The sequence below is a fragment of the Pseudomonas sp. N-1-13 genome (assembly GCF_057787095.1).
The window spans coordinates 1,066,492-1,077,831 of sequence record NZ_JBYNRI010000001.1; the positions used below are offsets into that span (position 1 = coordinate 1,066,492).

The following is an 11,340-nucleotide window of genomic DNA, read 5'->3' on the forward strand; positions in this document are numbered from 1 at the left end:
ATGTGGGAGCGAGCCTGCTCGCGATGGCGGAGTATCAGTCAACACAGATGTTATGGCTGATACCGCTATCGCGAGCAGGCTCGCTCCCACAGTGTTTTTGCGCTGAATCTCAGAGCGTACCAAACACCTTCTTGGCCAAACTGCTCGCCGCCGCCGCAGGGTTCTGGCGGATGGTGGCTTCCTGTTTGCCGATCATCTCGAACAAACCGTCCAGCGCTTGTTCGGTCACGTAGTTTTCGATGTTGGCGCTTTTGGCGTCCAGCACGCCGAAGGTCGCCGCTTGGCCTGCGAACGTGTTGTATTTCTGCGCCAGGCCAACCTTGTCGGTGGCTTGCTTGACAATGGGCAGGAACTTGGCGCGGATCTGCTCGCGGCTGCTCTTGTTCAGGTACTGCGTGGCGGAATCGTTGCCGCCGCTCAGGATCCCCTTGGCATCGCTCACACTCATGTTCTTCACGGCATTGACCAGGATCGGCTGGGCCTGGACCACAGCGGCTTCAGCGGCCTGGTTCATGCTGGCTTCCAGTTGTTCGACCTGATCGCCCATGCCAAAGGCTTTCATCTTGCTGGCGACTTTACCGAGCTTGCCCGGCAGTTCGATCTTCACCTCGGGGTTGTTGCTGAAGCCACCGGGTGTGCCCAACTGCTTGACGGCTACTTGGGCGCCCTGGGTCAGTGCGTCCTTGAGGCCGCCGGTGGCGTCCTTCTGCGAGAGGTCGGCCAGGGACAGGGCCATGGTGTTGGCGCAGAACAACAGGCCGGCGCACAGGCTGGTGAAACGGAGCGTAGAGCGGAGCATGGCAGCTTCCTTGAAAAAATTAGAAAGAGAAATCAGCGGGCGGCGTTGACGCGGATCTTCAGCGGCTGTGGATCTTTGCCATCGAGCTGCACGGTGTGTTGTTCGGTGGTGATGAACATCAACTGGCCGTCCACTTCAATGCGCGCGCTCACGGCATAGCGATGGCCGGGTTTGACCTGGGCCGGATCATAGCTGAGGTGAAACGGCAGCGGGACCTGGCCCTTGACCGGACCGCTCTGTTCATCAAGCACCACCGCGGGGGCGTCGGCCAGGGACACATCCTGCAGGCTCACGCTTAAGACAGCGGTAGGCGGCAGGGCGATGCGCTGCAGGTAGAACACTTCACCGTCGAGACTGTTTTTGCTCGCCAGCGGTGCGCTGGAGCAGGCACTGAGTAACGTGGCAACGGCGACGAGAAGAAGCTTTTTCATTGGGGGCATTTCCATATTGAGGGCGCCAGAGAGAACCTGGCGCCTGTGGGGTCAGTCCGCAACCAGCGGGATGACCTGATCTGCCGCATCTTCACTGCGATGCAACGCCACCTGACGGATCGACAAACGGATCTCCGCCGGCAGGACCCGCTTGGCCGCACCTTCGGCCAGTTCACCCAGCAGCTCGTGATAGCTTAGCTTGCCCGCTTCGTCCCGGCGCAGTACGTCCAGGTCCAGCATTGTCTGGATGAAATGCCGGAACAGGCTCTTGTCGAAGAATTCCGGTGCGTTCAAGCCGTGCAGGATCGACAGGCGCTGGGCCATGACCGTGCAGAGGTCTTCCAGTTCTTCGGCGCTGATGCTGTTCTGGCCGCTGTTGAGCAGCAGGGAGACGGTCATGTAGAAGCGCTGCAAGGTCTGCGCGATGCTCTTGGACAACAGGGTCAGCAGCACGAAATGCCGTGAGCTCGGGGCCGGGCGCAGATACAGGTCTTTTTCGAAACGCAGCAGCCCTTGTTCGACGAACGCTTCGAGCCATTGGTCGACCACGGCGTCCAGTTCTTCCAGTGACCAGCGAATGAACAATTCCGATTGCAGATAGGGGTACAAGGCGCGGGTGTAGCGCAGGATCTGTTCGCGGCTCATGCGCGAAGTGCTTTGGAAGAAACTCGCCAGCAACGCCGGCAGGGCGAAGATGTGCAGCACGTTGTTGCGGTAGTAGGTCATCAGGACGGCATTCTGCTCGTCCAGATACAGAATCTTGCCCAGGGCATCGCTCTGTTCCGACAGCAGGTCCATGCCTTTGACGTGCTCGATCAGCGCTCGACCATCGCCCTCGGGCAAGGTGGTGTGAGGCGAGTACGGCACTTTGCGCAACAACGCCAGGTACAGGTCCAGCACCCGGGCCATGGCACGGTCGTCCAGGGCCAGGCGGCTAGTGGACAGCAGCGCCAGGGCGACCAGGTTGACCGGGTTGATGGCCGCCGCTTCGTTCAGGTGCCGGGCCACCCGCTCGCCGAGGCGGTGGGTGGTTGCGTTGAGCCAGGCCGGTTTGAATTGCGGGCCCAGCTCCTGTTGGCGCCAACCCGGCTGTTCGCCGTCGAGAAACTCCGCCAGTTTGATCGGCTCACCGAAGTTCACCGCTACTTGGCCGAAGCGCTGCTTGAGGGCGCCGATGACCTTGAAAATGTCGAAGATCGATTCTTTCTTCTTGCTCGCCCCACGCAGTTCACCCAGGTAGGTGCGGCCTTCCAGGACGCGCTCATAGCCGATGTAGACCGGCACGAACACGATGGGCATGCGCGATGAGCGCAGGAAGCTGCGCAAGGTGATGGCGAGCATGCCGGTCTTGGGTTGCAGCATGCGTCCGGTGCGCGAGCGACCGCCCTCGACGAAATACTCCACCGGAAAGCCTTTGGTGAACAGTGTGTGCAGGTACTCGTTGAACACCGCGGTATAGAGCGGGTTGCCCTTGAAGGTACGACGCATGAAAAACGCCCCGCCCCGACGCAGCAGGCCGCCGATCACCGGCATGTTGAGGTTGATGCCGGCGGCGATGTGCGGCGGGGTCAGGCCGTTGCGAAACAGCAGGTACGACAGCAGCAGGTAGTCGATATGGCTGCGGTGGCACGGCACGTAGATGACTTCGTGGCCCTGAGCGACCTTCTGCACGCCTTCGATGTGGTTGACCTTGATGCCGTCGTAGATCTTGTTCCAGAACCAGCTCAGCACCACTTCCAGGAAACGGATCGCGGTGTAGGTGTAGTCCGAGGCGATTTCGTTGCCGTAACGCAGCGCCTGGGCCTTGGCTTTTTCCGGGGTGATTTTTTCCCGCTCGGCCTCGTCGGCAATCGCCTGTTTGACCAGAGGCTGGTTCAGCAGCCCCTTGACCAGGTTGCGTCGGTGGGAAATGTCCGGGCCAATGACCGCCGCTTTCAAGTTGCGAAAATGTATCCGCAGGATCCGCTGGGCCATGCGCACGGTGCGTTCGTGGCCCTTGTCGTGCTCGATCAGTTCGCGCAAATGGATCGGCGCGGAAAACTGCACGCGGGTCTTGCGCCCCAGGATCATGATGCTCAGCAAGCGCCGCAGCCGGCCAGTGACGGCCCAACTGTCGGCGAACAACAGTTTCCACGGGCTGGATTCGCTGTCGGGCGACTGCCCCCAGAACACGCTGACCGGGATGATCTGTGCGTCTTCGGCGGCGTTGTGGGTCAGGGCATTGACCAGTCGCGTCAGGGTCGGCGGCGCGCCGCGTTTGTCCTGCCGGCCGAGCCAGTCCGGCTCCGGGGTCAGGTAGAAAAACGCCGCCGGTTCCAACAGGTTGCCCACGGACACCGGCAGTACCGGGCGGGGCAGGCCAGCCTTGGTGCACTCGGTGTCGAGCACCGCCAGGTCGGTGAGCGAAGGGTTTTGCAGGACGTAGAACACCGGACGACTGCGGTCGAGGTTGAGGGTGAAGGACGACTGATTGATCGTCTCGGAGCGAACCCAGAGGTACAACAGTCGGCGCAGGGTGCCAAACACAAGACGGCGGAACGGGGAACGGGTCATACGGCTTCTGCATGAGTGGATAAGATAAAGCGGCGGCTAGTGTGCCGGATTCGTCGAAAATCGGCAAAAAAGCGCCGAAGTAAAGTCAGTTGAGAGTTTTTACGTCTGTCATATACTCGGGCGGCTGACTGCCTCTGCCTTCCTCGTGGACGGCCGGACGGCGGCGAAGATCGTACGGCTTTCTATCGAAAGGCCGACTTAAAAATAAAAATGGGAGTGAGCAATCATGGCAGCACGCGAAACCGGCAATGTGAAGTGGTTCAACGACGCCAAAGGCTACGGCTTCATCCAGCGTGAAGGCGGGGCGGATGTATTCGTGCATTACCGCGCGATCCGTGGCGAAGGCCATCGTTCTCTGACTGAAGGCCAGCAGGTCGAGTACGCGGTGGTGGAAGGGCAGAAGGGCTTGCAGGCTGAGGATGTGGTGGGGTTGTAACCCGCATTCACTGGCGACACAAAACCCCTTGTGGGAGCGAGCCTGCTCGCGATAGCGGTGTGTCAGTCACTTCTAATCTGGCTGATCTACCGCTATCGCGAGCAGGCTCGCTCCCACATGGGTTGTGCTTTTACCTTTGTATCTGCGGCGGGCATCGCGAGGGTGGCCCTCAGATAGTCACGCCGTCTTCCAGGTAATCTCTTCTTCCCCATCGGCGCTGATGCGAATCCAGCGATCCGCCGACTCTTCACCTTCTTCCTCCACCCACGACCCAGGTGCGCAGCGCACTTCGACGTTCAGCGCGGCAAAGGCTGCACGGGCGCAGGCGATGTCGTCTTCCCACGGGGTCTGGTCGCTTTCCAGGTACAGGCTGTTCCATTTACCCACAGCCTTGGGTAGCCAGGTCACCGGGATATCGCCGGCCTTGCACTTGTAGGTCTGGCCTTTCTGGACCCAGTCGCTGCACGGGCCCAGGGCCTGGCCGAGCCACGCGGCAATGGCCTTGTGATCGACGTCGGCGTCTTTGAGGTAAATCTCGATATCGGGTTGGCGCATGGATGTCCTCGCTGCGGTCTTGAAAAATCCATTCGCGGATTTAACTGGCCTCTGGCGGTTGCCCGAGGCCGGGAATTAAAAGTTATTGAAGAACGAAATAATCGTAGCGCATCGACACGGTGACCTCGAACGGCTCGGCCTGCTCGATCACGCTGGCGCGGCGTTCGGCACTGGCGCGCCAGCCGTGGGGCGTCATCGCCAACAGGTTGGCGCGGTCCTGGCCACTTATGAGTGTGAGCTTGAACTCGAGGGTTTCGCTGTGATCGAGCACCATGCCCGACGGCACCAGGGCCAGGTGTTTGTCATCCGTGTACTGGCGCACTTCGTCGTACAGTCGCTCGCGCAATTCCATCAGGTGGCCGCTGGTCGGGCCGACCTTCATCAGGCCGCCACCGGGGCTGAGCAGGCGTTTGGCCTCCTGCCAGTCCAGCGGGCTGAACACGCTGGCCAGAAACTGGCAGCAGCCGTCCGCCAGCGGTACGCGGGCCATGCTGGCGATCAACCAGGTCAGCCGTGGATCGCGTTTGCAGGCGCGTTTGACCGCCTCGCGGGAGATGTCCAGGGCGTAGCCATCGGCATCCGGCAAGGCTTGCGCGATCTGCGCGGTGTAGTAACCCTCGCCACAGCCAATGTCCAGCCAGCGACCGGGCGCGCGCTCGGCGGCCAGTTCGGCCAGGCGCCGGGCGACAGGGGCGTAATGCCCGGCGTTGAGGAAGTCGCGGCGGGCTTCGACCATCGCCTGGTTGTCGCCGGGATCGCGGCTGTTCTTGTGCTGCACTGGCAGCAGGTTCAGGTAACCCTGCCGCGCGCGGTCGAAGCGATGGCCGGCCGGGCATACCACGCCGTTGTCCACCGCGTTCAGCGGTTCACTGCAGATCGGGCAGGCGAGCATCAGGCGAGCAACTTGATCAGCGTCTTGTAGTAGATCTCGGTCAGCACGTCGAGGTCGGCCGCCAGCACGCGCTCGTTGACCTGGTGGATGGTCGCGTTGACCGGCCCCAGTTCCACCACTTGGGTGCCCATGGTGGCGATGAAGCGGCCATCGGAGGTGCCACCGCTGGTGGAGGCTTTTGTCTCGCGACCGGTGACATCCTTGATGCTCGAAGACACGGCATCCAGCAACGCGCCTGGTTCGGTGAGGAATGGCAGGCCCGACAACGCCCAATCGATGTGCCAGTCCAGTTGATGCTTGTCGAGGATATCGGCGACGCGTTTTTGCAAGCCTTCGACGGTGGACTCGGTAGAGAAGCGGAAGTTGAACACCGCCACCAGGTCGCCGGGGATCACGTTGGTCGCGCCAGTGCCGGCGTTGAGGTTGGAAATCTGGAAACTGGTGGGCGGGAAGAAGTCGTTGCCGTGGTCCCAATGCTCGGCGGCCAACTCTGCCAGGGCCGGCGCGGCCAGATGGATGGGGTTCTTCGCCAGGTGCGGATAGGCCACGTGGCCTTGCTTGCCGCGCACCGTCAGTTTGGCGCCGAGGGAGCCGCGGCGGCCGTTCTTGACCACGTCACCCACCAGGGTGGTGCTCGACGGCTCGCCGACGATGCACCAGTCCAGGCGTTCCTGGCGGGCCTTGAGGCGCTCGACCACGGCCTTGGTGCCGTGGTGGGCCGGGCCTTCTTCGTCGCTGGTGATCAGAAAGGTGATCGAGCCTTTGTGGTCCGGGTAGTCGGCGACAAACCGTTCCGCTGCCACCACCATAGCCGCCAGGCTGCCTTTCATGTCTGCCGCGCCACGGCCACAGAGCATGCCGTGTTCATCGATGACCGCATCGAACGGGTCGAGCTGCCAGGCTTGCACCGGACCGGTCGGCACCACGTCGGTGTGCCCGGCGAAACACAGCACCGGGCCGTCATGCTTGCCATGGCTGGCCCAGAAGTTATCCACATCCTCGATGCGCATCGGTTCGAGCGTAAAGCCCGCGCTGCCCAGGCGCTGCATCATCAGTTTCTGGCAATCGGCATCCACCGGCGTCACGGACGGACGGCGGATCAGGTCGCAGGCGAGTTGCAGGGTCGGCGAGAGGTCGGCGTGGGCCGTCATGGAAAACTCCGAAAGCTGGAAAGGAGATCACAGTCCATGTGGGAGCAGGCTTGCTCGCGAAGCTTTTAGCGTCAGTGATGACGCCTTCGCGAGCAAGCCTGCTCCCACAGGTCCTGAGTTCGACCGTTGGATTGTATTCGGTCGAGGCTTACAAAATGGCGGTTATCTTATAGCAAAACGACCCCGGTGGGCCCCTGGTGCTGGTCAGTTGGACCACGAAACCTGTGGGAGCGAGCTTGCTCGCGATGGCGTCGGATCAGCCGCATCAATATTGACTGACACACCGCTATCGCGAGCAAGCTCGCTCCCACAAGGGAAATTGGTCGGATTCATTTCGCGACCGGCTCGAATTGCCGCAGCAAAGCCCTATAATGCGCGCCGGTTTTTGGGGTAATGGTCATGAGTACAGAAGATCCACGGTTTGCCGGTATCGCCCGTTTGTATGGCATCGAAGGCCTGGAGCGCCTGCGGGCGGCCCATGTGGCGATTGTCGGGGTGGGCGGCGTTGGTTCCTGGGCGGCGGAAGCCATCGCCCGTTGCGGCGTGGGCGAGATTTCGCTGTTCGACCTGGATGATGTCTGCGTCAGCAATGCCAACCGCCAACTGCACGCCCTGGACAGCACCGTCGGCAAACCCAAGGTCGAGGTGATGGCCGAGCGCCTGCGCGGCATCAACCCCGACTGCACGGTGCATGCCGTGGCGGATTTCGTCACCCGCGACACCATGGCCGAATACATCACGCCGAACATTGACTGCGTGATCGACTGCATCGACAGCGTCAACGCCAAGGCGGCGCTGATCGCCTGGTGCAAACGCCGCAAGATCCAGATCATCACCACCGGCGGCGCGGGTGGGCAGATCGACCCGACGTTGATCCAGGTGTGCGACTTGAACCGCACGTTCAACGACCCGCTGGCCTCGAAAGTGCGTTCCACCCTGCGCCGCGACTACGGATTTTCCCGTACCGTGACCCGTCACTACAGCGTGCCTTGTGTGTTCTCGACCGAACAATTGCGCTACCCCAAACCTGACGGCAGCATCTGCTTGCAGAAGAGCTTTGTCGGCGACGGCGTCAAGCTCGACTGTGCTGGCGGGTTTGGCGCGGTGATGATGGTGACCGCGACATTCGGCATGGTCGCGGCGACCAAGGCTGTGGATAAGATTGTGGCGGGTGTGCGGCGGCCTGCGGACCGGGTTAAGCCTCAGGTTTGAGCACTGGGGCTGATGGCCTCATCGCGAGCAGGCTCGCTCCCACATTGGATCTCATGGAACACAAGTTTTGTGTACGACACGGATCCCCTGTGGGAGCGAGCCTGCTCGCGATGGCGATCATTCAGTCAACTCAAGCATCCGCTTCAACACCGCATTCAAACCATTGCTGCGCGAAGGCGACAACTGCCGCGACAATCCCAACTGATTGAACCAATCCGGCAAATCCACCTGTTGCAACTCGTCAGCCGACAAGCCGTTGACCCGCGCCAGCAGCAACGCCACCAGCCCACGAATCAACCGCGCATCGCTGCTGGCGGCAAACTGCCAATGTCCGTCCTGCAGCCGTCCCACCAACCACACCTGACTTTCACAACCATGGACCAGATTGGCGTCGCACTTATCCGCATCGCTCAAGGGCGGCAGGCGCTCGCCCCATTTCATCAGCAGCCGGGCGCGTTGCTCCCAGCTCGATGCGTCCTGGAAAATCTGCAGCGCCTCGGCGGCCTCGAACGGCAGGCTCATCGCAGTAGCTCCAAGGCCTGGTCCAGGGCTTCGAAGAAGCGTTCGATATCGGCGGAGTCGTTGTACAGCGCCAGCGACACGCGAATCGCCCCCGACAGCTTCAGATGTTTGAACAGCGGCATGGCGCAGTGATGCCCGGCGCGTACAGCAATGCCTTGTTCGGTCAGCAAGTGGGCCAGGTCGGCGTTGTGCACGCCTTCGACCACGAAGCTGACCAGGGCCAGGCTCGGATTGCCCACCAGGCGGACGCCATTGCGCGCCAGCAGCCCGTGGAGCAGGTAGTCATGCAATGCAGTTTCATGGTCGCTGACTGCCTGCGGGTCGAGGCCGGACAGGTAGTCGAGGGTCGCGCCCAGGCCGATCACACTGGCAATCGGCGGCGTGCCGGCTTCGAAGCCCAGTGGCGCCGGACGGAACGTGGCGCTGTGGTAGTCGGCCTGTTGCACCATCTCGCCGCCGAACTGCCAATGACGCAGTTGATGAAGCGCTTCGGTGCGGCCGAACAACACGCCCAGTCCTTCGGGGCCATAGAGCTTGTGGCTGGAAAATACATAAAAGTCGCAGCCCAGTGCCTCCACATCGTGACGGCCATGAACCACACCCTGGGCGCCATCGATCACCGTCAGCGCGCCTTGGACCTTGGCCAGGGCCAATAGCGCTGGCAAGGGCTGCCAGGTGCCCAGCACGTTGGACAGCTGGCTCACCGCCAGCAGGCGCGTACGTGGGCCGATCAGTTCGGCGGCGGCGCTGATATCGATCACCCCGTCGGCACCCAGCGGCAACACCACCAGCGTCAGCGCACGACGCTCGGCCAGTTGTTGCCACGGCAGCAGGTTGGCGTGGTGTTCCAGGGCACTGATGACGATTTCATCGCCCGGATTGAAAAGATGTTCCAGCCCATAGGCCAGAAGATTCAGCGCCGAAGTGGCGCCATGGGTGAAGACGATTTGCCCGCAATCCCCGGCATTGAGCCATTGCGACACTTTGAGTCGGCTGTCTTCGAATGCCTGGGTCGCATGGGCGCCCGGCAGATGCTGTGCGCGGTGCACGTTGGCCGCGCCATTGGCGTAGTAATGCGCCAGGGCGTCCAGCAGGGCTTGGGGTTTTTGCGTGGTGGCGGCATTGTCCAGGTAGGTCTGGCCTTGCCGTTGCAAGGCGGCGATGGCCGGGAAATCGGCGCGCCAGGGAGAGGGAATCAACATGCTTTCGGGCCCTGCTGGAGTTACGCCGGACCCTGTGGGAGCAAGCTTGCTCCCACAGGTGATGGTGTGAAGCGGCTTAGTTGTGGGCGTGCAGTGCTTCGTTCAGTTCGATGGCCGATTTATGGGTTTTGCATTCCACCGCGCCGGTCTCGGAGTTGCGGCGGAACAGCAGATCGGGCTGGCCGGCCAGCTCGCGGGCCTTGACCACCTTGACCAGTTGGTTGTTCTCGTCCAGCAGCGCCACCTTGGTGCCGGCGGTCACGTACAGGCCCGACTCCACGGTGTTGCGGTCGCCCAGCGGAATGCCGATGCCGGCGTTGGCACCGATCAGGCAGCCTTCACCGACCTTGATCACGATGTTGCCGCCGCCCGACAGGGTGCCCATGGTCGAGCAACCGCCGCCCAGGTCAGACCCCTTGCCAACGAATACGCCAGCCGATACACGGCCTTCGATCATGCCCGGCCCTTCGGTGCCGGCGTTGAAGTTGACGAAACCTTCGTGCATCACTGTGGTGCCTTCGCCCACGTAGGCGCCCAGGCGGATCCGTGCGGCATCGGCGATACGCACGCCGGCCGGGACCACGTAGTCAGTCATTTTCGGGAACTTGTCCACCGAGAACACTTCCAGCAGCTCGCCGCGCAGACGGGCTTCGAGCTGGTGCTCGGCCAGTTCGCCCAGGTCGATTGCGCCCTGGCTGGTCCAGGCCACGTTCGGCAGCAGCGGGAAAATACCGGTCAGGTTCAGGCCGTGAGGCTTGACCAGACGGTGCGACAACAGATGCAGCTTGAGGTAGGCCTCGGGCGTGGAGCTCAGTGGGGCGTCTTCAGCCAGCAGAGTGGCGACCAGCGGCTTGTGGCTCTCGGCCAGACGGGTCAGCAGCGCGGCTTGCGCGGCATCGACGCCCTTGAGCGCGTCAGCCAGTTGCGAAGCCTGTGCGGTGGTGAAGGTGATGGCCTGGTTGCCTTCGCTATAGCCCAGAATCGGCGCGATGGCCTTGACGATCTCGGCCGAAGGGTTGAGCAACGGTTGGGCGTAGAACACTTCCAGCCAGCTACCTTGACGGTTTTGCGTGCCGACACCGAAGGCCAGGCTGAACAGAGTATTGGACATGAAATTACCTCTACAAAATGGACTGGGCAGGCTTACTTGATCTCTGCCGCATAAATATCTGGCTTGAAGCCAATCAGGGTTCGGTCACCGAGATCAAGCACCGGGCGCTTGATCATCGAGGGTTGGCCGAGCATCAGTTCGATGGCTTTCGTCTGGTCGAGATCGGCTTTGCGTTCGTCGTCGAGTTTGCGAAAGGTCGTACCGGCACGGTTCAACACCACTTGCCAGCCATGCTCGTTGCACCATTGGGTCAGGTGCTCACGGTCGATGCCGGCGGTCTTGTAATCGTGAAAGTCGTAGTGCACAGCGTGTTCATCGAGCCAGGTGCGCGCCTTTTTCATCGTGTCACAGGCTTTGATACCGAAAAGGTGCAACGTTTTACTTGAATCGGTCAAGGAATTGCCCCCTTTGCAGGTGCTGGAAATAAAAGGTCAAGGATTATGCCATGACCGGACGGTTTCGCGACGCCAGATCGG

12 protein-coding genes are annotated in these 11,340 nt (G+C 61.8%); 2 read left to right on the forward strand and 10 right to left on the reverse strand.

The window, feature by feature from the left end; all coding sequences use genetic code 11:
- Positions 1-109: 109 nt before the first annotated feature.
- Genes AC3I65_RS04855 through plsB form a run of 3 tightly spaced genes read right to left on the reverse strand, consistent with a single transcriptional unit; the run spans position 110 to position 3,783 of the window.
- Entirely contained in the window at positions 110-799 is a 690-nt protein-coding gene (locus AC3I65_RS04855; RefSeq protein ID WP_076386199.1) for a DUF4197 domain-containing protein, read from the reverse strand.
- Positions 800-831: 32 nt separating this feature from the next.
- Complete coding sequence (locus tag AC3I65_RS04860; RefSeq protein ID WP_047227547.1) at positions 832-1,230, reverse strand: YbaY family lipoprotein; 399 nt, start codon at positions 1,228-1,230, stop codon at positions 832-834.
- Positions 1,231-1,281: 51 nt separating this feature from the next.
- Positions 1,282-3,783 (reverse strand): glycerol-3-phosphate 1-O-acyltransferase PlsB, encoded by a 2,502-nt coding sequence (gene plsB / locus AC3I65_RS04865; RefSeq protein ID WP_488523506.1) that lies wholly within the window; start codon positions 3,781-3,783, stop codon positions 1,282-1,284.
- A gap of 226 nt (positions 3,784-4,009) precedes the next feature.
- Here plsB and AC3I65_RS04870 point away from each other — a divergent pair, with 226 nt between their 5' ends.
- Complete coding sequence (locus tag AC3I65_RS04870) at positions 4,010-4,219, forward strand: cold-shock protein (protein WP_003184959.1); 210 nt, start codon at positions 4,010-4,012, stop codon at positions 4,217-4,219.
- Between the two features lie 177 nt (positions 4,220-4,396).
- Here AC3I65_RS04870 and AC3I65_RS04875 read toward each other — a convergent pair whose 3' ends face one another.
- From AC3I65_RS04875 to dapE, 3 genes are all read right to left on the reverse strand, one after another.
- Positions 4,397-4,774 carry a hypothetical protein gene (locus tag AC3I65_RS04875; RefSeq protein ID WP_047227549.1) on the reverse strand — a complete coding sequence of 126 codons (378 nt, stop codon included), beginning with the start codon at positions 4,772-4,774 and terminating at the stop codon, positions 4,397-4,399.
- Between the two features lie 82 nt (positions 4,775-4,856).
- Complete coding sequence (locus tag AC3I65_RS04880) at positions 4,857-5,666, reverse strand: putative RNA methyltransferase (protein WP_076386196.1); 810 nt, start codon at positions 5,664-5,666, stop codon at positions 4,857-4,859.
- Positions 5,666-6,817 (reverse strand): succinyl-diaminopimelate desuccinylase, encoded by a 1,152-nt coding sequence (dapE, locus tag AC3I65_RS04885; protein ID WP_047227551.1) that lies wholly within the window; start codon positions 6,815-6,817, stop codon positions 5,666-5,668. The genes AC3I65_RS04880 and dapE overlap by 1 nt, the downstream gene beginning before the upstream one ends.
- A 399-nt stretch (positions 6,818-7,216) precedes the next feature.
- Here dapE and tcdA point away from each other — a divergent pair, with 399 nt between their 5' ends.
- Entirely contained in the window at positions 7,217-8,029 is an 813-nt protein-coding gene (gene tcdA / locus AC3I65_RS04890; RefSeq protein ID WP_003198205.1) for a tRNA cyclic N6-threonylcarbamoyladenosine(37) synthase TcdA, read from the forward strand.
- A 117-nt stretch (positions 8,030-8,146) separates the two neighbouring features.
- Here the strand turns inward: tcdA and AC3I65_RS04895 are convergent, their stop codons facing one another.
- The 4 genes from AC3I65_RS04895 to AC3I65_RS04910 form a co-directional block, all read right to left on the reverse strand.
- Entirely contained in the window at positions 8,147-8,551 is a 405-nt protein-coding gene (locus AC3I65_RS04895; RefSeq protein ID WP_488523507.1) for a SufE family protein, read from the reverse strand.
- The gene (locus AC3I65_RS04900; protein ID WP_188251271.1) at positions 8,548-9,753 is read right to left on the reverse strand and encodes an aminotransferase class V-fold PLP-dependent enzyme; all 1,206 of its coding nucleotides are present in this window, start codon (positions 9,751-9,753) and stop codon (positions 8,548-8,550) included. The genes AC3I65_RS04895 and AC3I65_RS04900 overlap by 4 nt, the downstream gene beginning before the upstream one ends.
- A 76-nt stretch (positions 9,754-9,829) precedes the next feature.
- On the reverse strand, positions 9,830-10,864 hold the full coding sequence (gene dapD, locus AC3I65_RS04905) for a 2,3,4,5-tetrahydropyridine-2,6-dicarboxylate N-succinyltransferase (protein WP_047227554.1): 1,035 nt from the start codon (positions 10,862-10,864) through the stop codon (positions 9,830-9,832).
- A gap of 32 nt (positions 10,865-10,896) precedes the next feature.
- Positions 10,897-11,259, reverse strand: a complete 363-nt coding sequence (locus AC3I65_RS04910) for an ArsC family reductase (protein WP_076386191.1) — start codon at positions 11,257-11,259, stop codon at positions 10,897-10,899.
- Positions 11,260-11,340: the final 81 nt, after the last annotated feature.